Source organism: Streptomyces sp. NPDC017095, from assembly GCF_044332325.1.
Lineage (GTDB): Bacteria > Actinomycetota > Actinomycetes > Streptomycetales > Streptomycetaceae > Streptomyces.
On the sequence record NZ_JBIROU010000015.1, the window covers coordinates 162,693 to 188,497 of the forward strand.

Annotated in this window: 25 protein-coding genes and 1 pseudogene; 15 read left to right on the forward strand and 11 right to left on the reverse strand. The window is 74.6% G+C overall.

Annotation, left to right across the window (positions count from 1 at the left end; genetic code table 11):
- Positions 1-333 precede the first annotated feature (333 nt).
- Together ACH4OA_RS27220 and ACH4OA_RS27225 are read right to left on the reverse strand one after the other, a co-directional pair.
- Complete coding sequence (locus ACH4OA_RS27220; protein ID WP_397971603.1) at positions 334-762, reverse strand: VOC family protein; 429 nt, start codon at positions 760-762, stop codon at positions 334-336.
- 306 nt (positions 763-1,068) lie between these two features.
- Positions 1,069-1,788 carry a DUF4232 domain-containing protein gene (locus ACH4OA_RS27225; RefSeq protein WP_397971605.1) on the reverse strand — a complete coding sequence of 240 codons (720 nt, stop codon included), beginning with the start codon at positions 1,786-1,788 and terminating at the stop codon, positions 1,069-1,071.
- A gap of 358 nt (positions 1,789-2,146) precedes the next feature.
- Here ACH4OA_RS27225 and ACH4OA_RS27230 point away from each other — a divergent pair, with 358 nt between their 5' ends.
- From ACH4OA_RS27230 to ACH4OA_RS27245, 4 genes and pseudogenes are all read left to right on the forward strand, one after another.
- The gene (locus ACH4OA_RS27230) at positions 2,147-2,533 is read left to right on the forward strand and encodes a hypothetical protein (protein WP_397942164.1); all 387 of its coding nucleotides are present in this window, start codon (positions 2,147-2,149) and stop codon (positions 2,531-2,533) included.
- 215 nt (positions 2,534-2,748) lie between these two features.
- Positions 2,749-3,202: pseudogene (locus ACH4OA_RS27235) on the forward strand (GNAT family N-acetyltransferase); the annotation flags it as partial.
- A gap of 196 nt (positions 3,203-3,398) precedes the next feature.
- Positions 3,399-3,716: a hypothetical protein gene (locus ACH4OA_RS27240; RefSeq protein WP_397942167.1), complete on the forward strand. Its 318-nt coding sequence runs from the start codon at positions 3,399-3,401 to the stop codon at positions 3,714-3,716.
- A 165-nt stretch (positions 3,717-3,881) separates the two neighbouring features.
- Complete coding sequence (locus ACH4OA_RS27245; RefSeq protein WP_397971607.1) at positions 3,882-4,643, forward strand: alpha/beta fold hydrolase; 762 nt, start codon at positions 3,882-3,884, stop codon at positions 4,641-4,643.
- Between the two features lie 56 nt (positions 4,644-4,699).
- Here ACH4OA_RS27245 and ACH4OA_RS27250 read toward each other — a convergent pair whose 3' ends face one another.
- From ACH4OA_RS27250 to ACH4OA_RS27260, 3 genes are all read right to left on the reverse strand, one after another.
- Entirely contained in the window at positions 4,700-5,713 is a 1,014-nt protein-coding gene (locus ACH4OA_RS27250) for an MASE1 domain-containing protein (RefSeq protein WP_397971680.1), read from the reverse strand.
- Between the two features lie 171 nt (positions 5,714-5,884).
- Positions 5,885-6,709, reverse strand: coding sequence for a PP2C family protein-serine/threonine phosphatase (locus ACH4OA_RS27255; RefSeq protein WP_397942170.1), 825 nt, complete (start codon positions 6,707-6,709; stop codon positions 5,885-5,887).
- An 86-nt stretch (positions 6,710-6,795) separates the two neighbouring features.
- Positions 6,796-7,116 carry a hypothetical protein gene (locus ACH4OA_RS27260; RefSeq protein ID WP_397971610.1) on the reverse strand — a complete coding sequence of 107 codons (321 nt, stop codon included), beginning with the start codon at positions 7,114-7,116 and terminating at the stop codon, positions 6,796-6,798.
- A 366-nt stretch (positions 7,117-7,482) separates the two neighbouring features.
- Between ACH4OA_RS27260 and ACH4OA_RS27265 the strand changes: the two genes are divergently transcribed.
- Both ACH4OA_RS27265 and ACH4OA_RS27270 read left to right on the forward strand, forming a co-directional pair.
- On the forward strand, positions 7,483-7,800 hold the full coding sequence (locus ACH4OA_RS27265) for a hypothetical protein (RefSeq protein WP_365883888.1): 318 nt from the start codon (positions 7,483-7,485) through the stop codon (positions 7,798-7,800).
- A 337-nt stretch (positions 7,801-8,137) separates the two neighbouring features.
- The gene (locus ACH4OA_RS27270; protein ID WP_397971613.1) at positions 8,138-9,346 is read left to right on the forward strand and encodes an MFS transporter; all 1,209 of its coding nucleotides are present in this window, start codon (positions 8,138-8,140) and stop codon (positions 9,344-9,346) included.
- A gap of 13 nt (positions 9,347-9,359) precedes the next feature.
- Here the strand turns inward: ACH4OA_RS27270 and ACH4OA_RS27275 are convergent, their stop codons facing one another.
- Entirely contained in the window at positions 9,360-10,559 is a 1,200-nt protein-coding gene (locus ACH4OA_RS27275; RefSeq protein WP_397971616.1) for a hypothetical protein, read from the reverse strand.
- A gap of 176 nt (positions 10,560-10,735) precedes the next feature.
- Here ACH4OA_RS27275 and ACH4OA_RS27280 point away from each other — a divergent pair, with 176 nt between their 5' ends.
- The gene (locus ACH4OA_RS27280) at positions 10,736-12,190 is read left to right on the forward strand and encodes a glyceraldehyde-3-phosphate dehydrogenase (RefSeq protein ID WP_397971619.1); all 1,455 of its coding nucleotides are present in this window, start codon (positions 10,736-10,738) and stop codon (positions 12,188-12,190) included.
- A 176-nt stretch (positions 12,191-12,366) separates the two neighbouring features.
- On the opposite strand, the gene ACH4OA_RS27285 is transcribed toward ACH4OA_RS27280, so the two are convergent.
- The 3 genes from ACH4OA_RS27285 to ACH4OA_RS27295 form a co-directional block, all read right to left on the reverse strand.
- The gene (locus ACH4OA_RS27285) at positions 12,367-13,734 is read right to left on the reverse strand and encodes an alkaline phosphatase PhoX (RefSeq protein ID WP_397971622.1); all 1,368 of its coding nucleotides are present in this window, start codon (positions 13,732-13,734) and stop codon (positions 12,367-12,369) included.
- Between the two features lie 236 nt (positions 13,735-13,970).
- A complete protein-coding gene (locus ACH4OA_RS27290) occupies positions 13,971-14,924 on the reverse strand; it encodes a LysR family transcriptional regulator (protein WP_397971625.1) in 954 nt (317 codons plus the stop codon).
- An 841-nt stretch (positions 14,925-15,765) separates the two neighbouring features.
- Complete coding sequence (locus ACH4OA_RS27295) at positions 15,766-16,653, reverse strand: NAD(P)-dependent oxidoreductase (RefSeq protein ID WP_397971628.1); 888 nt, start codon at positions 16,651-16,653, stop codon at positions 15,766-15,768.
- A gap of 69 nt (positions 16,654-16,722) precedes the next feature.
- On the opposite strand from ACH4OA_RS27295, the gene ACH4OA_RS27300 reads away from it, so the two are divergent.
- The 3 genes from ACH4OA_RS27300 to ACH4OA_RS27310 all read left to right on the forward strand — a co-directional run bounded on the left by ACH4OA_RS27300 (position 16,723) and on the right by ACH4OA_RS27310 (position 19,098).
- The gene (locus ACH4OA_RS27300) at positions 16,723-17,073 is read left to right on the forward strand and encodes a winged helix-turn-helix transcriptional regulator (protein WP_397942183.1); all 351 of its coding nucleotides are present in this window, start codon (positions 16,723-16,725) and stop codon (positions 17,071-17,073) included.
- A gap of 247 nt (positions 17,074-17,320) precedes the next feature.
- Positions 17,321-17,893, forward strand: coding sequence for a TetR/AcrR family transcriptional regulator (locus tag ACH4OA_RS27305; RefSeq protein WP_397942185.1), 573 nt, complete (start codon positions 17,321-17,323; stop codon positions 17,891-17,893).
- A 26-nt stretch (positions 17,894-17,919) separates the two neighbouring features.
- Positions 17,920-19,098 carry a GDSL-type esterase/lipase family protein gene (locus ACH4OA_RS27310; RefSeq protein ID WP_397946965.1) on the forward strand — a complete coding sequence of 393 codons (1,179 nt, stop codon included), beginning with the start codon at positions 17,920-17,922 and terminating at the stop codon, positions 19,096-19,098.
- Between the two features lie 39 nt (positions 19,099-19,137).
- Here ACH4OA_RS27310 and ACH4OA_RS27315 read toward each other — a convergent pair whose 3' ends face one another.
- Together ACH4OA_RS27315 and ACH4OA_RS27320 are read right to left on the reverse strand one after the other, a co-directional pair.
- Positions 19,138-19,818 (reverse strand): class F sortase, encoded by a 681-nt coding sequence (locus ACH4OA_RS27315; protein ID WP_397942189.1) that lies wholly within the window; start codon positions 19,816-19,818, stop codon positions 19,138-19,140.
- A gap of 805 nt (positions 19,819-20,623) precedes the next feature.
- Positions 20,624-21,343, reverse strand: a complete 720-nt coding sequence (locus ACH4OA_RS27320; protein WP_397971630.1) for a hypothetical protein — start codon at positions 21,341-21,343, stop codon at positions 20,624-20,626.
- 305 nt (positions 21,344-21,648) lie between these two features.
- Between ACH4OA_RS27320 and ACH4OA_RS27325 the strand changes: the two genes are divergently transcribed.
- The 5 genes from ACH4OA_RS27325 to ACH4OA_RS27345 all read left to right on the forward strand — a co-directional run bounded on the left by ACH4OA_RS27325 (position 21,649) and on the right by ACH4OA_RS27345 (position 25,747).
- Positions 21,649-22,527, forward strand: a complete 879-nt coding sequence (locus tag ACH4OA_RS27325; protein WP_397942192.1) for a hypothetical protein — start codon at positions 21,649-21,651, stop codon at positions 22,525-22,527.
- 118 nt (positions 22,528-22,645) lie between these two features.
- On the forward strand, positions 22,646-23,521 hold the full coding sequence (locus tag ACH4OA_RS27330; RefSeq protein WP_397971633.1) for a fructosamine kinase family protein: 876 nt from the start codon (positions 22,646-22,648) through the stop codon (positions 23,519-23,521).
- Between the two features lie 109 nt (positions 23,522-23,630).
- Positions 23,631-23,822: a putative ATP-grasp-modified RiPP gene (gene tgmA / locus ACH4OA_RS27335; RefSeq protein ID WP_365883620.1), complete on the forward strand. Its 192-nt coding sequence runs from the start codon at positions 23,631-23,633 to the stop codon at positions 23,820-23,822.
- 17 nt (positions 23,823-23,839) lie between these two features.
- A complete protein-coding gene (gene tgmB, locus ACH4OA_RS27340; RefSeq protein WP_397971636.1) occupies positions 23,840-24,805 on the forward strand; it encodes an ATP-grasp ribosomal peptide maturase in 966 nt (321 codons plus the stop codon).
- A 54-nt stretch (positions 24,806-24,859) separates the two neighbouring features.
- Positions 24,860-25,747: a Gfo/Idh/MocA family protein gene (locus ACH4OA_RS27345; RefSeq protein ID WP_397971639.1), complete on the forward strand. Its 888-nt coding sequence runs from the start codon at positions 24,860-24,862 to the stop codon at positions 25,745-25,747.
- Positions 25,748-25,805: the final 58 nt, after the last annotated feature.

Here is a 25,805-nt window from a genome sequence, read left to right on the forward strand (position 1 = left end):
CTTCCGTACCGGGCGGCACCGTGAGGTACGGCGACCCGTCGTACTGGGCGTCACTCCGGTGGCACGCCCGTCACGGCCCGGACTCCGCGGCCATGCACGTCTCGTCATCCCTCGATACCCCTCCTCGGCGTCGACGACGACACGCGACTGCGTCATGGTGTCGACGCCCATCGCATGAGGAGCGCAACCCGCCGCCCCCACACGCACGTTGGGGACGGTGACCGACTTCCACCGACTTCCGGCAGCAGTTCAGGCGTGAAGGGGGTGAAGGGGGTGAGGGGTGCGAGCCGGCGGTTCAGGGCCGGCTTGATCACCGGCCGGTACGCGCCACCCCTACGGCCGGATGTAAGGCCGAGTCATGATCTCCATGTTGTGGCCGTCCGGGTCCTCGAAGTAGGCGCCACGACCACCGAACAGGCTGTTGGTCTGGCCGGCCTGGGTGTGACTGGGGTCGGCGTAGTAGGTGACCCCGACCGCCTCCAGACGGGCGATCATGGCGTCGAACTGCTCGTCGGGCACGAGGAAGGCGTAGTGCTGTGACTGGATCGGCTCGTCCCTCTTCTCGTAGTAGTCGAGCGTCACACCGTTGCCGAGGTCGACGGGCAGGAACGGCCCGAACGGGGCGCCGACCTTCAGGCCCAGGATCGCGGCGAGGAACTCGGCGGACAGGTGCCGGTCGCTCGCGTAGACGGCCGCGTGGTTCAACTGGGCACCGGCCGTAGGCAGTTCGGATGCATGCGGGTACTGCTGGGGAGAGGACATCAGTGGTGGGTCTCCGGTCTTGGGATCCGCTGTGGTGAAGCGCCGCATACGGGCGCGGGAAGCGAAGACGCGGAGACAGGGGCGGGCCTCTTGCCCGCCTCGCGCTCACGCCGAGGCCGGGAGCCTCACTCGTGCATGGCCCATGGCCGACCCGGCAGTCACCTGACCGACTTTAGTGACCAGCACAGGCTGGGGCAACTTCGTTTCCCAACCTGTGCTCTGGCCGCAGGTGGAGCCGGTTCAGTGAGAACACGCCGTGTATGCCGCTGACTTCATGCGGCCAGCCAGGGCTCGGCTGATACCCCGTCAGAAGTCGTACGGCTTCTCGGTGTTCCAGTTCAGCACGTCGGCCTCGTTCCAGCTGAACTTCTGGTTCTGGCCCTTCATGACGACGGAGTAGAAGGGGCCGGTGTGACCGTTCGCGCCGCGCAGGGCGATGGCGAGCGTCTGCGCCGTGTGGTGCTTCGAGCCGTAGTCGAAGAGGTTCACGGCGCTGTACACCTTGCCTCCGGGCTGGAGCGTGAGGTGCTTGTCTCCGCCCGGGTTGTCCTTCTTCGAGTGCGGCAGCGCGGCGTTCTCGCCGTTGTCGGCGTTCCAGTCGAGCACCACACTTGGGTACGAGGTGACCCAGCAGGACTTGGTGCCCTCGTTCACCGCGGTGAGCAGCAGGTGGTCGCCCTGCTGACCGGCGAACCGGTGCACCGCGGTGACCAGCAGCTCGTCCCCACGACACGGCTGGACACTCGCCGTCGCGGCCTTGGTCGCGATCTCCACCGCCCCGCCCTGCGCGGTCGCCGTGCGCACCGTCTTCTTGAGGTCACCACCGCTGGTGGCCCGCTCCGTGCCGCCCTTGCCGTCCGCGTCGGACGCGGACCGGCTCTGCGCGGCACCCGGGGCGGGGGCGGCGCCCGACGCCTTCGAGTCGTCGCCGGAGCTGCCGCAGGCGGCGAGGCCCAGCGCCAGCGCGGCGGTGACGGTGGCGAGGGCGGCGGAACGGGCGGTACGGCGGGCACGGTGCGTGGTCATGTTGAAGGCTCCCTTTTGGTCTTCAGGACGCGGCACCTCCCCCGCTCTCGCGGGGCGACCGGCCGCATCGGCTGTTCGCTGCACCCCATGAGACGACGCCGGCACCGGCGTCGTTCGCTCGGTTCTGTCCGTGTTCGGTAACAAGGCAATCGGGCGCGGGACACCGCGGGCGACGGTGCCGGCACGACTGACCCGAACGGCCGACTGACCGCTCAACTGCTCGATTCCCGTCCGCCCGTTCCACTCCCCCGCGCGGCAGCGACGCGCCCCTGCGCCCTCGTCCGCCCATCGTCTCCGGGGCGCCCGGCACGCCGGGTCACCCGGTGACGGTGGCCGTCACCCGGGTACTCGGCGCCGCATGAGGAACCACGACCATGCCCAGGAACACGACCACGAGCACGAGCCCGACCGCGGCCGGGAGGCCGGGAACGGTCAGGCGACGGCGGCCGAGCGCGCCGCGCGGCGCCGGCTCGAGGAGGAGCGGGAGCGGGCCGCCGCCGAGCCGTTCGACTACCCGTATCCGGAGCGCCGGGCGGGTGTCCGGGCCCGGCGCCACATCAGCGAGGCGGCGGCGGCCGCGGACACACCGCCGGGGATTCCCGGGGGCTACGGCACGACGGGCGGCGGCCAGCCCGGCGCCACCGGTGCCGCCCACCCGCCCACACCCGACCGCCGTGGCACGCAGACGCCGGCCGCCGAACCCGGCAGCGACGACGAGGGGCCGACGAACCGCTCGAAGGGCTGAACCGCCGTACGGGTGAGACCACGGTGCGGACCGCTGCCGGGCACGGTCGGCCGGGCCGTGACACGCTCCTCGCCGGCCGGGGACCGACCGCGCGCAGGATGCTTCCGCCGACGTGCCGCACGAGGCGCGGAAAACCCGTGGCCGGGGCGCGGAACCCGTGGCCGGCGCGCGGAAAACCCGTGGCCGGGCCCGCGCGGGGCCCCTACGGTGCCGGGATGATCCGTCTTGAGGAGATAACCCCGCGCACCTTCGACGCCGCGACCGGCATCCGCGTCCACCCCGGCCAGGAGCACGCCGTGGCGCCGGTGGTCCGGTCCCTGGCCGAGGCGTACGTCCATCCCGAGGGCGTCGCCTGGCCCCGCCTGATCACCGACGACGGCCGTCCCGTCGGTTTCCTGATGGCCTTCTTCGACATCGACTGGCACGAGGACGGCACCCTCTTCCGCTCCGGCCTGTGGCGGCTGAACATCGCCGCCGGGGAGCAGGGCAGGGGTTACGGCCGGTTCGCCGTCGATGCCGTCGCCGCGGAGATCCGCCGCCGCGGCGGCACGGAGCTGTACGCGAGCTGGCACCCCGGCCCGGACGGCCCGGAGGACTTCTACCTCCGCCTGGGTTTCCGCCGGACCCGGGGAGGTGAGCGGGGGCCAGACGGTGGGCGTGCTCGAGTTGCGGGCCCGCACCGGATCGGAGGGTCCGCCGGAGGCCGTCGGCCGGGAGGGCGGGGCGTCTCGGAAGGGACTGGGGTGTGGCTTGGGAACGGCTGGGTAGGCGTGCCCACCGGATGGTTCCGCGCCGTCCCCCACCACGCGCGTCACGCACGGTGGCGTGATCACCACGGGACGGCGGACCAGCAAGGAGAAGAACCATGAAGCTCACCCGCCGTATCGCTCTCGCAGGCGTCACCGCTCTCATAGCCGGAGGCTCCGTCGTGGCCGGTGGCGGCTCGGCCATGGCGGCCACCCCCCGGCACCACGAGCACCCCTCGGTCCAGCGGGCCGCCGCGGACACCGGGCACGGCACCGACGGCCGGCGGACCGCGCGCCAGGCCGCGGACCCGTGGATCGCGGACCAGCTGGCGACGTTCTTCCCCCCGGCGAGCGGGCGTACCTCGGTGTGCGACTCCTGGGTGCGGGACCAGATCGCCTGGTTCGAGTCCACCCTGAGCGACACGCCGTCCAGGTAGACACCCGCGGCACGCAGACCACGGCCGACAGCACCCCTCGCACACGTACCGGGTGACGCTCTCACCGCGCCGCCGGGTGCCCGGCGATCCCTGCCACGGGCCACCACGGCCGCTGTCCTCGACCGGCGGGCCGAGCGGGCCGCCCTCGATCCGGGAAGACCCGCGATGCGCCTGACCCGTCCGGACACGGACGTCCATCACGACCGCGCCGGCCTGGCTTGCGTGCGTAGCTTCGGAACCCTCCCCCTCCGGGGGCGACGGCTTCCGGTCGTCCTCGTCCCGGGCCTCGGAGCGCCGGGATACCTGCTGTCCACGGCCGACCGCTGCGCCCGCTGGGGACCGGCGCGTGTGCTGGACGTTCCCGGATACGGCGACCCGCCGGGTCCCGCGTGCGCCGCGACGCTGGGACCGCTCGCCGACACGGTGGCGCGCTGGCTGGCGGAGGTCGCTCCGGGCCCCGTGGTGCTGGCCGGACACTCCACCGGCGCCCAGGTGGCGCTGCACGCGGCCGTCCGCAGGCCCGACCGGGTGGCCTCGCTCGTCCTGCTGGCGCCCACGTTCCCGCCTCACCTGCGACGAACGGGCCCGCTCGTCCGTGCCTTCGCGCGCACGGCGGTCCACGAGTCTCCCGGCGTCCTGCCGGCCGTGCTGCCCTCCTATCTGAAGGCCGGCCCCCGCCGCCTCGCCTCCTGTGTCCGCTCGGCCCAGTCGGACGCGCCCGAGCGGCTCATGTCCTCGGTGCGCTGTCCGGTCACCGCCGTCGTGGGCGAGCACGACGCCCTCAGCCCGCCGCACTGGGCACACCGGCTGGCGAGCCTCGCCGGCCGCGGGCAGGTCGTTCTCGTCCCGGGAGCGCACTCCTTCCCGCACACCGCACCGGGACGCACCGCCGCCGTGCTGGAGCGGGCCGGGGCCGGGCTGCCCTGACCCGCCTCCCGCGACATCCCGGCACTCCGCAGCTCATGCCCTCGCGGCGAGGGCGGTCACCGGGTGCCCGGCGGGCGCGGGCGGTCGTTGTCGGCGGCGGGGCTCGGCCGGGGCCGGGGCGGCGGGGCCTCGCCCGCGGTGAGGTGTTCCAGCACCTCGACCAGTTCCTGGCAGGCCTTCTCCACCGAGCGCCGGGTGTTGCGCTGTTCGATGATCACGGCGGAGAGCAGCAGCGCGGTCAGGGCCATCGCGCCGTTGAACGCCTGGAGCTTCAGCATCACCTCGATCCGGTCCAGGCCGGTGAACCCGCCGACGCCGTCCGTGGCGGCGATGGTGGCCACCACCGAGGTGGGCAGCGCGCACAGCGCACTGCCCACCAGCTGGAACCGCAGCGCCGCCCAGATGACGATCGGATAGACGAGGAACAGCAGGCTGATCGAGCTGAACACGGCCAGCGGTACGACCAGACACGCGACGGCGCCGAGCGCGGTCGCCTCCTTCCAGCGGCCAAGCGGCAGCGGTCGGCGCGCATGGCACGGCAACAGCAGCAGCGGGGTGACGATCAGCACGCCCATCGCGTCCCCCACCCACCAGGCGAGCCAGACGGGCCAGAAGCCGCGCGCGGGCAGGCCGTCCGTGAGGACGAGGAGGCCGACGCCGATGGTCGCGCTGATCAGCATGGACGCGAGCGCCGCGAGGAACACCAGGGCCAGGCCGTCGCGCAGCCGGCTGAGGTCGGTGCGGAAGCCGGCCCGGCGCAGCAGGAGCGCCGCGCACAGGGGCGCGGCCGTGTTGCCGAACAGGACGCCGAGGATCTCCACGTCGGGCGAGGTGAGGGACAGCACGGCGAAGAAGGCGCCGAGCGTGATGCCGGGCCAGCAGCGCAGCCCGAGGATCAGCAGCGCGGCGACGGCGACGCCGGTGGGCGGCCAGACGGGGGTGACGACGGCGCCCTCGACGGACAGCTCGCGGAGCAGGCCGAGCCGGGCCGCCGCGTAGTAGCAGGCGGCGACGGCCGGCACCTGGACGATGATGCCGCCCGGCCGGCGCAGGTCCTCGATACCCACCACAGCAGCCATCTCACACCGGTGGCCGCCGCTCGGCGAGGCGGGCACGCTCTCGTCCGGCCCTATGGCTGAATACCCGGCCGGAGCGGATGCCGGTCGGGCGGCCGGGCGGTCGGGCGGTCGGGCGGTCGGGCGGTCGGGCGGTCGGGCGGTCGGGCGGTCGGGCGGTCGAGGTCAGGGTGGCGGGCCGTCGAGGCCCACGACCAGGACGGCGGCGTCGTCGTCGTGGCCGACGCTCTCCGCGCCCTTGATCACGGCCGCCGCGAGCGCGTGGGCCTCCAGTCCGGCGACGGCGGCGATGCCCGCGAGCCGCACCACCTGGTCGAGGCCGTCCTCGATGTTCAGCGACGGGCCCTCCACGACACCGTCGGTGAGCAGCACGAACACCCCGCCGGTGGTGAGCCGGTGCCGGGTGACCGGGAACGCGAAGCCCCGTTCGATCCCGAGCGGCGGCCCGCCCTCGTCGTCGACGACCCCGGACTTGCCGTCCGCCGTGGCCCACACGAAGGGGATGTGACCGGCCCGGGCGCTCTCCAGCACTCCGGTGGCCGGGTCGAGCCGCATGAAGGTGCAGGTGGCGAACAGCTCGCTGCCCAGGGAGAGCAGCAGGTCGTTGGTGCGGGCGAGCAGCTCGCCCGGGTCGCCGGTGACCGAGGCGAGCGCCCGCAGTCCGGCCCTGACCTGGCCCATGAAGGCGGCGGCCTCGATGTTGTGTCCCTGTACGTCGCCGATGGACAGCGCGATCCGGCCGTCGGGCATGGTGAAGGCGTCGTACCAGTCGCCGCCCACGTTGAGGCCGAGGTTGGCGGGCGTGTACCGCACGGCCACGTGCAGGCCGGGGGCGCTGGGCAGGTCCCGCGGGAGCATGCCGCGCTGCAACGCGAGGGCCAGCTCGACCTGGCTGCGCTGCACCTCCGCGCGCTGGCGCGCCTGGGCGGTGAGCGAGCCCAGCCGGGCCAGCAGCTCGTCGCCTTCGTCCGTGGGGCGCTTGCGGGGCATCGATCACTTCCGGCGGGGCGGTGGCTCGCGGCGGGCCGGTCGCCTGAATGTTCAGCAAACGCCTCGATTTTACCTTTATAGGGTGATCAGCGGATCTCGGAGTCGATCCCGGTGATCACCGCGGGCCCCAGCGGCGCGCTCCGGTCGTCCAGTCCCGCGTCGCGCAGCGCGGAGTCCGCGAGCCTGCGGGCCTCCTCCTCGGCGTGCGGCCCGGTGTCGGCGTCGACGGTCAGGCGCAGGGTGAAGGTGTTGTCGTCGTTGACACTGAGCGCGTCCAGATCCTCGGCGCTGCCCATCCGGGTGCCGTGCGGATCGGCGGGCCGCAGCGCCCGGGCCAGCCGGGTACGGGTCTCGGCCTCGATCCCGCCGGTGAAGGTGCCGGGCACGCTGATCACATAGGTCGTCATGAGACGGTCCTTTCCTCGGGCGTCCCCTCGTCTACCCCGATTCCCGGTCTTCGCACGGCCCCGCCCCGGCACGGCCGCCGTCCCGCGGCTCGCGCCGGCTCCGCACGACCGTGCGCCGTCACCCGGACGGCGCACGTGCCCGTGTCGGCTCCGGAGCCGGACGGGGCGGAAGTGGCACATTACGGGTGCGGCGCCGGTCCCCCGCTCCCCCGGCTCCGGCCGGCGCTCCGCACAGCCCTGTCCGCCGTCACCCTGTGCGCCCGTCTCCCCGTCCGCCACCCGCCTCATCCACCCGTCTCCGCATCCACCTGTGCCCGTATCCGTCCCCTCCCCACCCGCCCCTCTCCGTATCCGAAGGACAAGCCCATGCGCCTGCGTCGTCCGCTCGCCGCCGTGCTCGGCGGCCTCGCTCTTCTCCTGACCACCACCACGGGTTCCGCGTACGCCGCCGACGGCACGTTCGTCTGGATCGGGCCCAAGGGCAAGGCGTACGCCCTGGAGAACCCGCCGGACCACAAGTGCCTCGACATGGCCCAGGAAGCGCGGGGCGCCCGCAACGGGACCAAGAAGCCGCTCGTCGTCTACACGAAGAAGAAGTGCAAGGGATCGGCGCGGCGGCTGGCTCCCGGCCGGTCGGCGCCGAGCGGTGCCCGCTTCGCGAGCGTGGTCTTCAACCCGCGCTGACCGTCCTGGCCGAGATCCGGGTTCCCCACCCGCCGATCGCCCGCCACCCGGGAAAACCGGGTGGCGGGCGATCGGGTCCGCGCGTTAGCGTGCCGGGCATGTCCAGCCCCGAGGCGTCCAGACGCTAGCCACTGGCCGTCCGGTGGCTGCTGCGCCGTGCGCACGCGGGTGCGTACGCCACCACCGGGCTGCCGTCCCGCGGGTTCCGGACCGGCACGCACCTCTTCCCTTCCGTGCCTCCACCCTGTCCGTGTGACGCGCCGCCCCCGTCCGGGCGGCGGTGCCGGCCGGACCCGTGCGCTCGCTTCCCGTCCGCGACACGGTGTGTGGAGTCTGGATGCCTTTCGCTCTCTATCTGCTCGGGCTGGCGGTCTTCGCCCAGGGCACGTCCGAATTCATGCTGGCCGGCCTGGTGCCGGACATCGCCCGGGACCTCGGGGTCCCGGTTTCCACGGCGGGGACGCTCACCTCCGCCTTCGCCGTCGGCATGGTGGTGGGCGCGCCGCTGACGGCGCTGCTCGCCCGGCGCCGGCCGGGCCGGCGGTCGCTGCTGGTCTTCCTCGGCGTGTTCCTGGCGGTGCATGTCGCCGGGGCGCTGACCGCCGACTTTGCCGTCCTGCTGGTGACCCGGGTGCTCGCGGCCCTGGCCAACGCCGGTTTCCTGGCCGTCGCCCTGTCGGCGGCGGCCGGCATGGTGGCGCCGGACGCCAAGGGCCGGGCCACCGCCGTGCTGCTCGGCGGCACCACGCTCGCCTGTGTGGCGGGCGTGCCGGCGGGTGCCGTCCTGGGGCACCTGCTCGGCTGGCGCGCGGCGTTCTGGGCGGTGGCCCTGGTGTCCGCGCCGGCGCTCGCCGCGATCGCCCGGTCGGTGCCGGGCGGTCCGGCGGCCGAGGGTCCGGGGCCGCGCGCCGCCCGGGAACTGCGGGCGCTGCGCCGCCCCCGGCTGCTGTCGGTGCTCTGCCTGGCCGCGCTGGTCAACGGCGCCACCTTCTGTACGTTCACCTACCTGGCTCCGCTGGTCACGGAGGTGGGCGGGCTCAGCGCCGGATGGGTGCCGGCCGTGCTGGCCCTGTTCGGCGCGGGCGCGTTCGCCGGGGTCACGGCGGCGGGCCGGCTGGCGGACCGCGGCCGGGCGACGGCGCTCCGGGCCGGCCCGGAGCGCGGCCGGCCGGCGGATCGCGTGGCGCGGTCGGTGCTGCCGGCCGCCGGGGCCGCGCTGCTCGCCGGCTGGGCCGCGCTGGCCCTGGCCGCCGGGCAGCCGGCCGTGGCCGTCGCCCTGGTGCCGGTGCTGGGTCTGCTGGCCTTCGGTGTCGGCTCGACGCTGGTCATGCGGGTGCTGTACGAGGCGGTGGACGCGCCGGTTCTCGGCGGCGCGTTCGCGACGGCGGCGCTGAACGTGGGCGCCGCGCTCGGCCCGCTCCTGGGCGGTGCGGCGCTCGACGGCGGGTTCGGCCTCCGCTCCCCGGTGTGGATCAGCGCGCTGCTGATGGCCGTCGCGGGTCTGATCGCCCGCTGCCGGACGCGCCGTCCGGCCCGGCTCGCGTGAGCAGGGCGGTGGCTCACAGCGGGGAGTGGGCCACCGCCGTCACATAGGCGCCGAACAGCAGCGAGACGAGGACGAGGGCGCCGTAGACGACCAGCGCCCGGGCCCGGTGCGGCCGCCAGGCGCGGACGAGCGCGCGAGCCATCGGGATGAGCAGCGGGAAGGCCGGCAGCAGGAACCGGGGCTTGGAGGAGAAGGAGCCCGAGCCGCCGACCACCAGCAGGACCAGGACACCGGAGAAGACCAGCAGGGCCAGCGGGACGCGCTCCAGGCACAGCAGCGCGAAGAGCAGCAGGCCGGCCGCGACGATGAGCAGGGCCGCCGGGTAGACGACGTTCCCGCCGTGCAGGAGCAGGCCCTTGAGGAACCGGAGCGAGCCGGCACCGAGGTCGAAGCGGGAGTCCCAGGCGCTCTGGACCGCGAAGTAGCCGTTGAGGACGTCGCCCGTCCGCGCGCCCACCCACAGCACATAGCCGAGCCAGCCCAGCGGGGCCACGACGGCGCCGGCCCACAGCCGCGCCGGGACCCGGCCGCGCCCGCGCCACGCCTCGTACCCGGCGGCAGCGCAGACGGCGGCCGCCACGGCGCAGCCGGTGGGCCGGGTCAGGCCCGCCGCCGCGGCCAGCGTCCCGGCCCACAGCCAGCGGCCGGTGAGCACGCAGTACAGGGACCAGGCGGCGAGCGCGGCGAACAGCGACTCGGTGTAGGCGACGGTGAGTTCGACCGCCTGCGGCACGGCGGCCCACAGGGCGACCAGCGCGGTGGCGACCGCCCGCCCGTACAGGTGGCGGCCGACGCGGTGGACGCCGTACCCGGCGACGCCCGCGGCCGTCCAGGCGAGGAGCAGCGCGGCCTGGCCCGGGGTGAGCGGCAGGGCGGTGGTCAGGACGCGGATCAGTGCCGGGTAGAGCGGGAAGAACGCCCAGTCGGTCTGGACGGTGCCCTGCGGGCTGATCCAGATGAGGTGGCCGTAGCCGTGTGCGGCGATGTGCAGGTACCAGCGCGAGTCCCAGGAGTGGGCGAGGCCGCGCACCAGCGGCTTGTCCGCGAGGGCGTTGGTGAGGACGACCGCGAGGAGTCCCGCGAGCCGGACGGCCGCGAACAGGGCGAGGGCCGGCACGGCGTCCCGCGGCGCCCCGGTGCCGGGCGGCCGGACGCGCAGCGGGGGTCCGGCGGAAGCGGCCGGCCGGGACCGGGCGAGGGAGCGGATGCGCACGTACCCGACCTTGGGCACGGCCGGACGGGCACGCAATCGCCGACCCGGGTTTCGCGCCCGCTTCCACCCTGATTCAGGAACGCGGGGGGCCGTTCGCGTACGCCGGAGGGGGGCCACGACCCCGCCAAAACAGTGTGGTTATCATATGAGCGCTGCCTAGCTCGAAAGATGGATCTGTGACTGTCAACGACGACTCGTTCACCAACTGGAAGATCCGCGAGGAGATCGCGGAGTCGATGATCCCGCTCATCGGGAAGCTGCACCGCGAGCGGGACGTGACCGTCCTGCTGCACAGCCGCTCCTTGGTGAACAAGTCGGTGGTCAGCATCCTCAAGACGCACCGCTTCGCCCGGCAGATCGCCGGCGCCGAGCTGTCCGTCACCGAGACCATGCCCTTCCTCCAGGCCCTGGCCGCCCTCGACCTCGGGCCCTCCCAGATCGACCTCGGCATGCTGGCCACCCTGTACAAGGCCGACGACCGCGGCCTGAGCGTGGCGGAGTTCACCGCCGAGGCGGTCGCCGGCGCCACCGGCCCGGACCGGATCGAGTGCCGCGAGCCACGCGACGTCGTCCTCTACGGCTTCGGCCGCATCGGCCGCCTCGTCGCCCGGCTGCTGATCGAGAAGGCCGGCTCCGGCAACGGCCTGCGGCTGCGCGCCATCGTGGTGCGCGGCGGCGGCGGGCGGGCCGCCGAGGATCTCGTCAAGCGCGCCTCGCTGCTGCGCCGCGACTCCATCCACGGCCAGTTCCAGGGCACCATCACCGTGGACGAGGACAACGGCACGATCGTCGCCAACGGCAACGCGATCAAGGTCATCTACGCCGACGACCCGGCGTCCGTGGACTACACCGCATACGGCATCCGGGACGCCATCCTCATCGACAACACCGGCAGGTGGCGCGACCGCGAGGGCCTCTCCCAGCACCTGCGCCCCGGCATCGGGAAGGTCGTGCTGACCGCGCCGGGCAAGGGCGACGTCCCGAACATCGTGCACGGCGTCAACCACGACACGATCAAGCCGGACGAGCGGATCCTGTCCTGCGCCTCCTGCACCACCAACGCGATCGTCCCGCCGCTGAAGGCGATGGACGACCAGTACGGCGTGCTGCGCGGCCATGTGGAGACCGTCCACTCGTTCACCAACGACCAGAACCTGCTGGACAATTACCACAAATCCGACCGTCGTGGCCGCTCCGCGGCGCTCAACATGGTCATCACCGAGACCGGTGCCGCCTCCGCGGTCGCCAAGGCCCTGCCCGACCTGAAGGCGAAGATCAGCGGCAGCTCGATCCGGGTGCCGGTGCCGGACGTCTCGATCGCGATCCTCAACCTCCAACTGGCCCGCGAGGCCACCCGCGAGGAGGTCCACGACTACCTGCGCGAGGTGTCGCTGACCTCGCCGCTCAAGCGCCAGATCGACTTCATCACGGCGCCCGACGCGGTCTCCAGCGACTTCATCGGCTCGCGCCACGCCTCGATCGTGGACGCCGGCGCGCTCAAGGTCGACGGTGACAACGCGATCCTCTACCTGTGGTACGACAACGAGTTCGGCTACTCCTGCCAGGTGGTCCGGGTCGTCCAGCACGTGTCGGGCGTGGAGTACCCGACGTTCCCGGAGCCGGCGGTCTGACCGCGCGCCCGGGTACGGGCAGGGCCGCCGGCCGGGGTTCCGGCCGGCGGCCGTCCGCGCCGGCGCGCGTGTGACACCGGCCGGCCATAACACCGGCTGCCCGGGTGCGTCCGGTCCGGCCGGGGCGGAGGGACGTGACACGTACCCCGCCCCGGCAGGACCGGGGTGTCAGCCGGCTAGCCGCGCCACGGCCCGGTCACCGCGAACGTGGTGCCCGGCGTATAGCAGTTGACGAACATCGTCTCCCCGTCCGGGGCGAAGGTGACCCCGGCGAACTCGCCCCACGCCGGCTTGTCCGCCGTGCCGATGTTCTGCCGGCCCCGGGCCATCGCGTAGACCTCGCCCGTGCGGCTCAGCCCGAAGACGTGCTGCGCGCCGTCGCCGTCCTCGCAGACCATCAGACCGCCGCTGGGCGCGAGGCAGATGTTGTCCGGGGACTCGCCGGGCAGCCGGACGTCGGTGTCCGGGCCGAACACGACGACCAGGGTCAGCCGGCGGCGTCCCGGGTCGTAGCGCCAGATCTGGCCGTAGTGGTCGGCCCCGGAGCCGTCGGCGCTGCGTGCGAAGGACGACACGAAGTACACGCTGCCGCCGCCCCAGTAGCAGCCTTCCAGCTTCTGCGCGTGGGTGATGCCCCGCGGGCCGTAGTCCTGCAGCCGGGTGGGGGTGGCGGCGGCCAGCGGATCGGGTACGTCGACCCACTCGACGCCGTCGAACCGGGCCCCGGTCTCCTGGATCGTCGACAGGTCCGGCACGCCGGGCACCCGCATCGCCTGGAGCCGGCCGCCCGCGCGCAGCGAACCGACGCCGCCGAGCGGCTTGGCGGGCAGGAAGCGGTAGAAGAGGCCGAAGGGCTTGACGAAGGCGTCCTCCGTCTCGTAGACGACGCCGTGGCGCGGGTCGATCGCGATCGCCTCGTGCGGGAAGCGGCCCATCGCGGTCAGCGGGACCGCGCCGGTGCGGTGCGGATCGGTGGGGTGGACCTCGAAGATGAAGCCGTGGTCCTTGGTGTAGCCGTTGGTGCCCGCGGTGTCCTCGGTCTCCTCGCAGGTCAGCCAGGTGCCCCAGGGAGTGGGGCCGCCGGCGCAGTTGACGGCCGTACCGGCGATGGCGACCCGTTCGGAGAGCACGTGGTGGTGCCGGTCGAACGTCAGGGCCGTGCAGCCGCCCTTGCCCGCCGGGTCGTAGGTCAGGCCCTCGACGGTCGGGACCGCGATCTGTGCGGTCACCCGGTTCTCGTGGTTGCGGACCAGGTGGGTACGGCCCCCTCGGCCGGCGAAGGCGGCCATGCCGTCGTGGTGGGAGGGCACCGGGCCCTCGCCCGAGCGGAGCTGGTCGCCCTCGCGGGAGAGCACGGTGTAGCGGAAACCTTTCGGCAGGTCGAGCAGGCCGTGCGGATCGGGAACGAGCGGGCCATAGCCGGTGTGGCCCGCGCTCTGGGCGGCGGCGGTGCCCGCGAAGACCTCGGACAGGGCCCCGGTGAAGGCGATGCCCGCTCCCAGGGCACCCGCTGCGGACAGGACCTGACGGCGTGTTGCAGACATGGGACGGTGACCTTCCTGCTGGCGGACAGGAACTGTGACCCCGCCGTGTCTATCACCTGGTGCGGGCCGCGGGAACCACGCCGACCGCACGTGTCACCCCGCGCCGGAAAGGCGTCCGCGCGCACCGGACCCGGCGGTGCCGCGCCCGTGTGGCGCGGATGCGACGGCCCGGCACCGCGGGGCGCTGTGTCCGCCGGCCGGCGGACACAGCGCCGCGAGCGGGTCCGGCGGCCGTGTTACGTCCCGGCGGCGCTCCAGGTCCGCGAGGCCCAGGTGCGCAGGTGCGGGGCCTGCGCGACGAGGTCCCGGTAGGCGTCCGTGGCGGACCGCACCACCGTCTCCACGAGGTCGTCGGGGACGGTGTCCGGCCGCCAGGCCAGCACATAGCGGCACCACAGCGGGGAGCCCGCCAGTGGCTTGACCACGACGTGCGGGGTCGGCCGCAGCGTCGGCTGCACGAGGGACACCCCGAGACCGTCGGCGATCATGCTCTGCAACTGGGTCTGGTCGCCGAGCCACTCGTGCACGGTGCGCGGCGCGAACCCGGCCGCCGCGCAGGCGTCGTAGAACACGCCCGGCCAGCCGGCACCGTCGTCCGGGGTCACGAACCAGGCGTCCTCGGCGAGGTCGGCGAGCTGCACCTGCGGGCTCTGCCGCAGCCGGTGCCGGGCGGGCAGGGCGACGAAGGTGGGCTCGGTCACGATCCCGCGGTGCCGCACGGCGGCCGAGTGCCGCAGTTCCTTGCCCGGGTAGTCGGCGGCGATGGCCGCGTCCACCGCGCCCTCCTGAAGCAGTTCCACGATCCGCGAGGAGGCGTAGACGCTGGTGACCGCCACTGTCAGCTCCGGCAGGCGGGCGCGGACCCGGGAGAGGGTGCCGGACAGCACGGGCGAGTTGGTCGCGGCCAGCCGCAGGGTGCGTCGCGAGCGCGCGGCGGCCGGGCGGTGCCCGATCGCGGCGGCCCGCGCGAGGACGTCCCGGGCCTGCTCGACGACCTCGGCGCCGTACCTGGTGGGCCGCACGCCGCTCGGCCCGCGCTCGAAGAGCGGCTCGCCGAAATGGCGTTCGATGCGGCGGAGCTGGGTGCTCACGGCCGGCTGCGAGTAGCCCAGCTGAGCGGCGGCGCGGCCGACACCGTCCGCGTCGGCGATCGCGCACAGCACCCGCAGATGCCGCAGCTCCAGCTCCATCGGTCCACTCCCGCTCGCTCCTGCGGCGCCGACTTGGTCCCACGGCACCGCCCGGTCCTACGGCACCGCTCGTCCCCGGGGCCGCGCTCCTTCCCGGGCCGTCGCCCGTTCCCGGGGGCGTCCGGCGTCCCGGTCCGGTGCCGGGCGGGCCCGGCGCGGCGCCGGTTCCACCGGTACGGCGGGCGCCGCCCGCGCCGGCCGTGGCCGTGGCCGCGACCGGCGGACCGAAGCGTTCCACGGCGTCCCGCACGGCACAAGTCGCAGGTCCGCCAGGGCACGGCCCGGCTGGACGGGTGCGGGACCGGACCATGTGTCGGTGCCCCCGCTGTCCGGGGGTACGGCGCGTACGGGACCGGACCATGTGCCGGTGCGGGACCGGACCATGTGCCGGTGCCCCCGCTCTTCGCGGGTACGGCGCGGCCGGGCGCGTGCGGGACGGTGCGCCGGTCTCGATGGCGTGGGCGCGGGGGGGGCACGGCCTGGGGGGCGCATGCGGAACGAGCGGGGGCGTGGGGGCGCGCGAAGAGGCGTGCGGGACGCGCGCAGGCGCTGCGGGGCGGGCGGAGGGGCGCTGCGAGACGCACACGGGCGCTGCGGGGCAAGCGGAAGGACGCGCTGCGAGACGAGCAGAGGCGCGCGCGGGACGAGCAGAAGGGAACGTGGAGCGAGCGGAAGGACGCAAGGGACGTGCCCGGGCGCGTGCGGGACGAGCTGTGCGCGGGGCGGGACCGGCTGCGTGCGGGGCGCGGGCCGGTGCCGACTGCGCGCCGGGCGCGGGGCGGTACGGCGTCGGGGTCGGAGGGTGCGGGGAGCGAGCAGCATCGCTCCCCGCACCCCCGGCTCAGCCGCGTCCCAGTACCTCCACCACCCGCATGAACCCGTCCGTGCCGTGGCCGAGGCCGATGACGCGGCGGGCCAGGCCCTCCACCGACCGCATCACGCCCGCGTCGATGCCGTGGGACTCGGAGACGTCGACGACATGGGCCATGGTGGAGGCGGCCGAGGTGATGGGGTTGATCTCACCGGAGTAGGTGCCGCTGTCGGTGTCCCGCGCGAACTCCTCGAACAGCGGCGGCAGGATCGCGGCGATGCCCTGGGCGAAGGGTGCCAGTTCCCCGGCGGTGACGCCCTCTGCCCGGGCGATCGCCACGGCGTGGGCGTAGCCCGCCATCGCGGTCCAGAAGAGGTCGAGCAGCGCGAGGTCGAAGGTGGCGGCGCGGCCGATCTCCTCGCCCAGGTGGGTGTGTGTCCCGCCGAGCAGTTCCAGCACCGGCCGGTGCCGGTCGTAGAGGTCGCGCGGACCGCTGTGCAGGAACACGGCCTCCGGTGTGCCGATGCTGGGGGCCGGCGTCATGATCGCGCCGTCCAGATAGCCGATGCCGTGCGCCGCCGCCCACCGGGCGGTGTCCCGGGCGCGTTCCGGGGTGTCGGCGGTCAGACTGACGACGGTACGGCCCGCCAGTGCGCGGGCGACGTCGTCACGGCGCAGGATCGCGTCGACGGCGTGGTGGTTGACCACGCAGACGACGGTCAAGTCCGAGGCGGCGACGGCCTCTTCGGCCGTCGCGGCCCCGTGCGCGCCGCGCTCGGTCAGTTCCCGGTCCCTGCCGGGCGTGCGGTTCCAGACCGTGGTCCGCAGGCCCGCGCCGAGGAAGGCACCGGCCAGCGAGCGGCCCATGGGGCCGAGTCCGAGCACGGTGACGGCAGGAAGATCCGTGGTGGTGGACATGTTGCAACTCCCATACATGTGCAGTGTGCTGACGGCCGGATCGGCCGTGATGATGTGAAGAGGAAGCCGATGACGCGCAGCCGTGCCCAGGACCCGAACGTCTGCGGAGTGACCGCCGCGATCGCCGTGATCGACGGCAAGTGGAAGACGTCCCTGTTGTGGGTGCTGGAGTCCGGCCCGCACCGGCCCGGCGAACTGCGGCGCAGCCTGGCCGGGTTGAGCGAGAAGGTGCTGACCCAGGCGCTGCGCGAGATGGAACAGGACGGCCTGGTGCACCGGGAGGTGCACGAGGTGCTGCCGCCGAAGACCGTGTACTCGCTGACCGCGTTCGGCCGCGAGCTGGCCGGGGCGCTGGGCCCCCTGGCCGAGTGGGGCCACCGCCGTCTGGACCTGCTCCGCGCGAGCGGAGCGGCGTCCTGACGCGCCGCGGCGGTCACCTCCTGTTCGTGCTCCGGCAGCCCCTGACCTCGTGAAACAGCCTCTCCCGGGCGGATGCGGGCTGCCAAGTACCCACAAAAAAGTGGGTGTCGGACCCCCGCCGGCCGTCGGCGATGCCACCGGAGGCCGCCCCTGAGCCTCCACGGCAGACTGCCCCTACGCCTCTATGGCATTTGCCTAAACCCTATAGGTAGTCGCATACTCCTCTTGGACGAGAGGGGAAACGACGATGGCGCGTGCCGGACTGACCACCGAACGCCTGGTCCAGGCGGGGGCGGAACTGGCCGACGAGGTCGGCTTCGACCAGGTGACGGTCTCCGCGCTGGCCCGGCGGTTCGACGTCAAGGCCGCGAGCCTGTACTCGCACCTGCGCAACTCCCAGGACCTGAAGACGCGGATCGCGCTGCTCGCGCTGGAGGAGCTGGCCGGCCGGGCCGCCGAGGCGCTCGCGGGCCGGTCCGGCAAGGACGCCCTCGCCGCGTTCGCGCAGGTCTACCGGGAGTACGCCCAGGCCCACCCCGGCCGCTACGCGGCGGCCCGCCACCCGCTGGACTCGGCGACGGCGGCCGGCAGCGCCGGCGTCCGCATCGCGCAGTTGACCCGGGCCGTCCTGCGCGGCTACGACCTGTCCGAGCCGGACCAGACCCACGCCGTACGCCTCCTCGGCAGCGTCTTCCACGGCTACCTCAGCCTGGAGGCGGCCGGCGGCTTCAGCCACAGCGCACCCGCTTCCGAGGAGTCGTGGACACGCATTCTGGACGCCCTCGACTCCCTGCTGCGCACCTGGCCCGCCCGCCCCTGACCTCCCGAGAACCGCAGGCAGACACCATGCACACCATCCCCCTCACCGCCGACCTGCTCCGCGGCGCCCTCGACCTGGAGCGCACCGCGCGCGGACTGCTGCCGCACCGGCTGCCCGCCCGGGCCCGCGCCCAGAACACCGACCCGCAGCTGAGCATGGCGGAGTCCCAGCCCTCCGGCGTACGGCTGGCCTTGCGCACCCGCGCCACCGCCGTCGAGCTGGACACCCTGCCGACCAAGCGCGTCTACCCCGGCACACCGCCGCGCCCGGACGGTGTGTACGACCTGCTGGTGGACGGCCGCCCGGCCGGCAGCGCCCGCCTGACCGAGGGCGACACTCTCACCGTCGACCTGGCCACCGGCACCGTCGAGCACCGGCCCGGCCCGGTCGGCACCGTGCGCTTCGCCGGGCTGCCGGACACCGTCAAGGACGTGGAGATCTGGCTGCCGCACAACGAGACGACCGAACTGGTCGCGCTGCGCGCCGACGCCCCCGTCGAGCCCGTACCGGCGACGGGCCGCCGGGTGTGGCTGCACCACGGCAGTTCGCTCAGCCACGGCTCCGACGCGGTGAGCCCCACCGCCACCTGGCCCGCGCTCGCCGCGTCCCTGGGCGGAGCGGAACTGATCAACCTCGGGCTGGGCGGCGGCGCACTGCTCGACCCGTTCACCGCCCGGGCGCTCCGCGACACGCCCGCCGACCTGGTCAGCGTCAAGCTGGGCCTCAACGTGGTCAACACCGACCTGATGCGACTGCGTGCCTTCGGGCCGGCCGTGCACGGCTTCCTCGACACCATCCGCGAGGGCCACCCCGACGTCCCGCTGCTCGTCGTCTCGCCGGTCCTGTGCCCGATGCACGAGGACACCCCCGGGCCGACCCTCATGGACCTGTCGGCGCTCGGCGAGGGGCGCGTGGCCTTCCGGGCCGCCGGCGATCCCGCCGAGCGGGCGGCCGGGAAACTCACGCTGGAGGCCGTCCGGGAGGAGCTGGCCCGGATCGTGCGCGAACGGGCGGCTTACGACCCGGCCCTACACTACCTCGACGGCCGGGACCTGTACGGCGAGGCCGACTTCGCCGAACTGCCGCTGCCCGACGGCCTCCACCCGGACACCGCCGGCCACCGCCGGATCGGCGAACGGTTCGCGCGGCTGGCGTTCGCCCCGGGTGGCCCCTTCGCGCCCGCGCCGGCTGACCGCGCCCACTGACCGGACCGGCCGACCGCGTCGGCTGACCGGGCGGGCGGCTCACTCCAGGTGGGCGAAGACGACCAGGTTGTCGGTGTAGTCCCGCACCGTGTGGTCGTAGTCCCCGGCACAGGTGATGAGCCGGACCTCGGGGCGGTCGGCGTCCGCGTACACCCGCTCGCTGGGGAAGTCGTCCTTCGCGAAGGTGTCGGCGTCGTCCACGACGAAGTCCGCGGTGCGCCCGTCGGCCCGCTCCACGGAGAACCGGTCACCGGGCTCCAGCCGGTCCAGGTAGGCGAAGACGGCCGCCGAGGTCGCCGTGTCGACGTGCCCGGCGATGATCGCGGTGCCCTTCTCGCCGGGCGAGACGCCCCCGGAGTACCAGCCGACGAGGTTGGTGTCGGCCGCGGGCGGGGGCTGGAGCTGGCCCGAGTCGGCCAGGGTCAGCGTGGTGAAGGGCGCGTCCACGGAGATCTTCGGGATGCGCAGGCGGGTCGGCGCGGACCGGGGCAGTGCCTCGCCGGGCTGCCGGGGACCGGCCGACACGGCGGCGCCGGAGCCTGCGCCCGGCGGCCTGGGCGGCCCGGACGCGTCGTCCGGGTGGTGGTGGCCGCCGAACAGGCTGACGGCGAAGAAGGCCACCGCCACGCCCCACAGCGTCAGCCGCCCGCCGGCAGCGGGCTGCCGGTCGTCCGGCGCCGGTACCGGCGCCACGGAGGTCGAGGAGGATTCTGCTGCCATCGGACACCACCTCACTCGGGTACGGCAGCGCGGGGATCGGGGCGGGGAGGGGACGGGTGGGAGAGACGGGTGGCGGAAGGGGGGCGCGGGGACCAGGAGGGAGGAGCCGGGCCGGGGGTGACCTTGGCGGAAAGCCGGTGCCGGGACAGAGGGATCGATGGCCTGGGCGGGATACGGCGGGCACGGCGGCCTTCTCGCGGCGCGCGGCGCGACGGCCCGGGCGTGGCACGGCGGGCGACGGCTTCTCGCGCACGGGCGGGGCGGCCCGGGCACTCAGCGGAACCCGGAGCCCCGAACCCTGAACCCGAAGCCCGGAACAGCCGCCTGGGCACGGCCAGGCAGGAGCGGCCCGAGCACGGCGCCGGGTGGGGTCGGCGTCCGGAGCGGCAGCCGGGACGCGGCGCGGGCAGGCGACAACCTGCGGGCGACGCCGAGCGGCAGCCCGGAGCCGGAAGCCCGCGGCCGGGGCCCGGGAACGCGCAGGCTGAGCGCGGCGCGGGGAGCCGCCGCCTGGGCTCGGAGCCCGCAGCGGTGGCCTGAGCGGGGCGCGGAAGCCGCAGGCCCGAAGCCCGGGCGGCAACCGGGGCATGGCACGGGAAGCCGCAGAGCCGGACCGGAGTCCGCGAGGACCCGGAACCGGGAGCCCCCGGAGCCCCGTGCCCGGAGCGGCGGGGTGCGCGCGGCACGGGGAGTCCTCGTCTCGGCCCGGGGCCGGTGTCGGGCGGCCGGGGCGGCGCAGGGGGCGCGGGCCGCCGGCACCTGTGGTGCGCCGGCGGTGTCCGCAGCCCCTGGCGCCCTGCGGCCGTCACGACGCCGGTGTGGCGGCCTTCTTGCGACGCAGCGCGTACGCGCCGGTGGCGGCTACGCCCAGTACGGCGAGACCGCCCGCGGTGACACCGGGCGAGGCGAGCGCGCCGCCGCCGGTGTGCATGCCACCGCGCGGCTTGTCGTGCTCGTCGTCGCCCCACTCGCTCTTGCCGCCCTTGCCGCCGCCCTTCTCCCCCTTCTCCTCGCCGCCGTCGTCCCCGCCGCCCTTGCCGCGGTAGCCCTCGGAGTCGGACCCGCTGTCCTCACCCGAGCCCCAGCCGCCGCGCACCGCCGCGAGCGCGCCGCCGCCCGTGTGCACGCCGCCGCGCGGGCCGTCGTGCTCGCCACCGCCGCCGCGCTTGTTGCCCTGTTCGTCGTCGCTGTCTTCGTCGTCGCCGGAGCCGCCGCCACGCTTGTTGCCGCGGTCGCTGTCCTCGTCACCGGAGCCGCCACCGCCCTTGTTGCCGCGGTCGCTGTCCTCGTCACCGGAGCCGCCACCGCCCTTGTTGCCGCGGTCGCTGTCGTCGTTGTTGCCGCTGTCGCTGCCGGAGCCGTCGTCGCTGTCACGGCCGGAGTCGCTGTCGTGCTCCTTGCTGTACGAGGAGTCGTCACGATCGCTGACATGACCGGCCGGAACGGCGAACGCGGCCCCGGGCGTCGCGAAGCCGAGGGCGGCCGTGACGGCCGCCGTCGCCAGGAGCATGCGGGCAGAGCGCATAGTGATGTCCTTCCGCCGTGACCGGGCAGCGGATACCGCATCAGCTGGAAGGACCCGGTCTCGACATGAACCACCGTCAGCGAGGCCACCGGCTCCCACCATCCGGGCCGTCCAGCCGTGTCAGCACGCCACCCGTCTGCCCCAGCGCGCCCGCTCATGAGCCCCTCGTCCGGGCCAGTCGCCGCCGCGGCCATACGCCCGCGCCGTGAGCGGAGCGCCGGACGGCCCGGCCCTCTTGTTATGACCGCCGTCATAAAGCAGGCTGGTGCCGACAGCACGGCAGGACGAGGCGGCGGGAGGAAACAGTGGCGGACGCGATGGCCCGGGTCCTGTGGGAGCGGTACGAGCCGGTGCACGACCTCGTGTACTTCGCACCGGAGGCGCACCAGGCGGCGGACGCGCTCGGGATGCGCGGGTACTGGATGGGCTACTTCGCGCTGCGCGCCGCCCCGCTCGGCCCGGTGCCACCGTCCGTGGTGACGAGCTGCTTCTACGTCTTCCACCCCTCGCGCGTGGCCCGGGCGCTGCCGGACGCCTGGTCGTACGCGTCCCCCGAGGACGTGGTGGCGGCCCGGCTGGAGGCGATGGACGCGGCGCTGACCCGGCTGCTCGGGGCGGACACCGCCGGCACCGCCGCGTTCACGGAGGCCGCCGACCTGGCCTGGGAGGCGGCCGCCGCGGCGGACACCACGGGCAGGGTGCTGGGCGCCGCGAACCAGGCGCTGCCACGTCCGGACCGCCCGGCCGCCCGGCTCTGGCAGGCGCTGACGACCCTGCGCGAGCACCGGGGCGACTCCCATATGGCGGCCCTGGTCACCCTGGGTATCGGGCCCGTCGAGGCGATGCTGCTCAAGGCGGCGGCCGGCGAGTCCGACGAGGACTTCCTGCGCGAGTCCCGGAAGTGGCCGGAGCCGGACTGGGCGGCGGCCGTGGCGCGGCTGCGGGCGGACGGGCGGCTCGCGGCGGACGGTTCGCTCACGCCGGCGGGCGCGGCGCTGCGCGCGGAGGCCGAGGCGCTGACCGACGCGGCGGCCGAGCGGCCGTGGGCCGTGCTGGGCGCGGAGCGCGCCGGCCGTCTGGCCGCGCTGCTGGAGCCGCTGGCCCGCGCGGTGGAGGAGTCCGGTCTGCTGCCGCCCGGGAATCCGGTGGGACTGAGCCGGAACACGGAATCCGCCGGGCGCTGAGGGCGCCCGCCGGGTCGCGGCCGTACCGGGCCGGGGCCCGGGTTTCGTCCGGAATCAGTCGTATCTTTCGTTGAACCACCCGGCGAGAGGCGCCGGTTCGAAGCCGTACCCTGGGGCCGTGGTCAACGCAGAAGAGGATGCGGGGCAGGTGGCGGCCCGGCTCACCGGGCGTCCTGTCACCGGGGCCCGGCCGGCGTCGGGCTCGCCCGCCGAAGTCCTGCTGGACGACGGCACCGCGGTGATGGTCAAGCGCGGCGACGGTCCGGGCGCGGTGCGCGCCGAGGTGGCCGGGCTGCGCTGGCTGGCCGCCGCGGAGGCGGTCCGGGTGCCGGCGGTGCTCGGGCACGACGCGCACTGGATGGTGACCGAGCGGGTGCCGGCCGGGTCCCCGAGCCCCGGGGCGGCGCTGCGTTTCGGCCAGGCCCTGGCCGCGCTGCACGCGGCCGGCGCGCCGCACTTCGGCGCGCCGCCGCCCGGCGGGCCCGAGGACGCCTTCATCGGCCGCGCTCCCCTGCGCAACCTGCGCACCGCGCCGGGCACCGACTGGCCCCGCTGGTACGCGGAGCACCGGGTGCTGCCGTATGTGCGCGGGGCGGTCGACCGGGGCACGCTCCGCCCGGGCGAGGCGGCCGTGTTCGAGCGGGTCTGCGCGCGGCTGCCGGAGCTGGCGGGCCCGGCGGAGCCGCCCGCCCGGCTGCACGGCGATCTGTGGAACGGCAACGTGCTGTGGGGGGCGGACGGCGAGGTCCGGCTCATCGACCCGGCCGCGCACGGCGGACACCGGGAGACCGACCTGGCGATGCTGAGCCTGTTCGGCTGTCCTCATCTGGAGCGGGTATTCGACGGTTACCGGCGAACGGCGCCCCTGGCCGACGGCTGGCAGCGGCGGGTGGGCCTGCACCAGCTCTTCCCGCTGCTGGTGCACGCGGTGCTGTTCGGACGCGGGTACGCCGAACAGGCGCTGGCGGCGGCGCGGGGCGCGCTCGCACAGTAGGGCTCCACGGGCACCGCGGCGTCATCCCGAGCCGTGCTCACGGAGAGTAAGGAAACCAATCACCCGTTCGATTCGTATAAGGACGTGAAAGCCTAATCAGGGAGAGACCATGCAACCGTTCACGCTCAACTACGCGCGCCCCGCTGTGCAGTTGGACGTCACCACACCGTACGTGTACGACTCCGGACTGCAGTTGAACGTCCTCCCGGACGGGCGGATCGCCGCCACCGACCACGCGACCCTGAGAGCGCTCGGCACCACCACCTCGACCGCCGGTTCCAAGACCCACTTCGACGACTGAAGCGCGGACCTCCACAGATGACCGTGCTCATCCTGACCAGCGAGGAAGACGTGACGGCGGACATGGTGGTCCTCCGGCTGGGCGAGGCCGGCGTGCCCGTCGTCCGGCTCGACCCCGCCGATCTCACCCACGGGGTCGCGCTGTCGGGCGAGTACGTGCGGGGCGTCCGCCGCGGGCAGCTGTCCGTCGGCGGACGCCTGGTGAGCATGGACGGTCTGCGCTCCGTCTGGGTGCGCAGACCGGGAGTCCCGGCCGCCCGCGCCGTCCAGCCGTCCGCCTGGCTGACGGAGGAGTCCGCGCAGGCGCTGTACGGCATGCTGCGGTGCACCGACGCCCGCTGGATGAACCACCCGGACGCCGCCCGGCGCGCCCGGCACAAGCCCTGGCAGCTGGGGCTGGCCCAGCGCTGCAGCCTCGCGGTGCCGGCCACCCTCATCACGACGTTCCCGCAGGCGGCGCGGGAGTTCGCGGCGCGCTTCCCGGACCTGGTGGTCAAGCCGGTCTCCGGCGCGCATCCGCAGGAGCCGCCGCGGGCCGTGCCGACCAGCCGGGTCGCGCCGGACGCCGACTTCACCGCGGTGGCCTTCGGCCCGACCCTGCTGCAGCAGCGCATCGCCAAGCGGGCAGACCTCCGGCTGACCGCCGTAGGCGGCACGCTGCTGGCCGCGCGCAAGCCCGCCGACCCGGACGCCCACCCGGACGACGTGGACGTCCGTTTCGCCCCGTCGGCCACTCCCTGGCTGCCCGCGGACGTGCCCCCGCGCGTCGCCGAGGGCGTGCTGCGCTACCTGGCGGCGGCGGAACTGGCGTACGGCGCCTTCGACTTCGCCGAGGACGCCGACGGGGACTGGTGGTTCCTGGAGTGCAACCAGTCCGGCCAGTTCGGCTTCGTCGAGATGGACACCGGCCAGCCGATCGCCGCGACCATCGCCGCATGGCTCGCCAGACCCGGGAACCCGGGGCGCGAGGTGTGGGCAGGGTGATCGCGGCGCACCATGGGGAAGGTGCGGGGAGCGGCTCGGAGAAAGGAACACGACATGCGGATCGGACTGCTGGGGACGGGCCCGTGGGCGCGGGAGACGTACGCCCCCGCGCTCGCCGGGCACCCCGGCCTGGAGTTCGCCGGGGTGTGGGGGCGCCGTCCAGAGGCGGCCACGGCGCTGGCGGAGCGGTACGACGTCACGCCTTACACGGACGTGGACGCGCTGCTGGCCGACGTGGACGCGGTCGCGGTGGCCCTGCCGCCCTCCGTGCAGGCCGAGTTGGCGGTGCGGGCGGCCGGCGCGGGCCGTCATCTGCTGCTGGACAAGCCGCTGGCGGTGACGGCCGCCGAGGGACGGGCCGTGGCGGAGGCGGTGGAGCGGGCCGGGGTCGCGTCGGTGGTGTTCTTCACCACACGGTTCCAGCATGAGCCGGACGCCTGGATCGGGGAACAGGCCGCCGTGGCGGGCTGGTTCACCGCGCGGGCGCAGTGGCTGGGGGCGGTGTTCACCAGTGACAGCCCGTTCGCGGCCTCGCCGTGGCGGCGGGAGAAGGGCGCGCTGTGGGACGTGGGACCGCACGCCCTGTCGGTCCTGCTGCCGGTCCTCGGCGACGTACGGCGGGTCGCGGCGGCGGCGCACGGTCCGGCGGACACCGTCCACCTGGTGCTCGACCACACCACCGGCGCGTCCAGCACGCTCACGCTGAGCCTGACGGCTCCGCCGGCGGCGGCCGGGGCCGAGGTGGAACTCCGGGGCGAGGCGGGCGTGTCGGTCATGCCCGGGAGTTCCGAGGGGGCGGTGCCCGCGCTGGCGCGCGCCGCGGACGCGCTGGCGCGGGCGGCGCGCACGGGCCGCCCGCACGCCTGCGACGCCGCGTTCGGCCTCCGGGTCACGGAAATCCTGGCCGCGGCGGAGGCCCGGCTGTCGGACGCCCGGGAGTAGCCGGCCCCCGCCGCCGGGCGGCGCGGCGCTTCCCCGGACCCCCGGACCCCGGCTGCGG

What these genes read in the sequence shown, in the direction of transcription:
- ACH4OA_RS27255 (WP_397942170.1), bottom strand. Translation starts at nt 6,709, where the DNA reads ATGCCCCGCAAGCGCCCCACGGACGAAGGCGACGAGCTGCTGGCCCGG.
- ACH4OA_RS27225 (WP_397971605.1), bottom strand. Translation starts at nt 1,788, where the DNA reads ATGACCACGCACCGTGCCCGCCGTACCGCCCGTTCCGCCGCCCTCGCC.
- ACH4OA_RS27240 (WP_397942167.1), top strand. Translation starts at nt 3,399, where the DNA reads ATGAAGCTCACCCGCCGTATCGCTCTCGCAGGCGTCACCGCTCTCATA.
- ACH4OA_RS27300 (WP_397942183.1), top strand. Translation starts at nt 16,723, where the DNA reads ATGACGCGCAGCCGTGCCCAGGACCCGAACGTCTGCGGAGTGACCGCC.
- ACH4OA_RS27230 (WP_397942164.1), top strand. Translation starts at nt 2,147, where the DNA reads ATGAGGAACCACGACCATGCCCAGGAACACGACCACGAGCACGAGCCC.
- ACH4OA_RS27320 (WP_397971630.1), bottom strand. Translation starts at nt 21,343, where the DNA reads ATGCGCTCTGCCCGCATGCTCCTGGCGACGGCGGCCGTCACGGCCGCC.
- ACH4OA_RS27290 (WP_397971625.1), bottom strand. Translation starts at nt 14,924, where the DNA reads ATGGAGCTGGAGCTGCGGCATCTGCGGGTGCTGTGCGCGATCGCCGAC.
- ACH4OA_RS27265 (WP_365883888.1), top strand. Translation starts at nt 7,483, where the DNA reads ATGCGCCTGCGTCGTCCGCTCGCCGCCGTGCTCGGCGGCCTCGCTCTT.
- ACH4OA_RS27295 (WP_397971628.1), bottom strand. Translation starts at nt 16,653, where the DNA reads ATGTCCACCACCACGGATCTTCCTGCCGTCACCGTGCTCGGACTCGGC.
- tgmA (WP_365883620.1), top strand. Translation starts at nt 23,631, where the DNA reads ATGCAACCGTTCACGCTCAACTACGCGCGCCCCGCTGTGCAGTTGGAC.
- ACH4OA_RS27245 (WP_397971607.1), top strand. Translation starts at nt 3,882, where the DNA reads ATGCGCCTGACCCGTCCGGACACGGACGTCCATCACGACCGCGCCGGC.
- ACH4OA_RS27315 (WP_397942189.1), bottom strand. Translation starts at nt 19,818, where the DNA reads ATGGCAGCAGAATCCTCCTCGACCTCCGTGGCGCCGGTACCGGCGCCG.
- ACH4OA_RS27270 (WP_397971613.1), top strand. Translation starts at nt 8,138, where the DNA reads ATGCCTTTCGCTCTCTATCTGCTCGGGCTGGCGGTCTTCGCCCAGGGC.
- ACH4OA_RS27310 (WP_397946965.1), top strand. Translation starts at nt 17,920, where the DNA reads ATGCACACCATCCCCCTCACCGCCGACCTGCTCCGCGGCGCCCTCGAC.
- ACH4OA_RS27220 (WP_397971603.1), bottom strand. Translation starts at nt 762, where the DNA reads ATGTCCTCTCCCCAGCAGTACCCGCATGCATCCGAACTGCCTACGGCC.
- ACH4OA_RS27345 (WP_397971639.1), top strand. Translation starts at nt 24,860, where the DNA reads ATGCGGATCGGACTGCTGGGGACGGGCCCGTGGGCGCGGGAGACGTAC.
- tgmB (WP_397971636.1), top strand. Translation starts at nt 23,840, where the DNA reads ATGACCGTGCTCATCCTGACCAGCGAGGAAGACGTGACGGCGGACATG.
- ACH4OA_RS27285 (WP_397971622.1), bottom strand. Translation starts at nt 13,734, where the DNA reads ATGTCTGCAACACGCCGTCAGGTCCTGTCCGCAGCGGGTGCCCTGGGA.
- ACH4OA_RS27260 (WP_397971610.1), bottom strand. Translation starts at nt 7,116, where the DNA reads ATGACGACCTATGTGATCAGCGTGCCCGGCACCTTCACCGGCGGGATC.
- ACH4OA_RS27305 (WP_397942185.1), top strand. Translation starts at nt 17,321, where the DNA reads ATGGCGCGTGCCGGACTGACCACCGAACGCCTGGTCCAGGCGGGGGCG.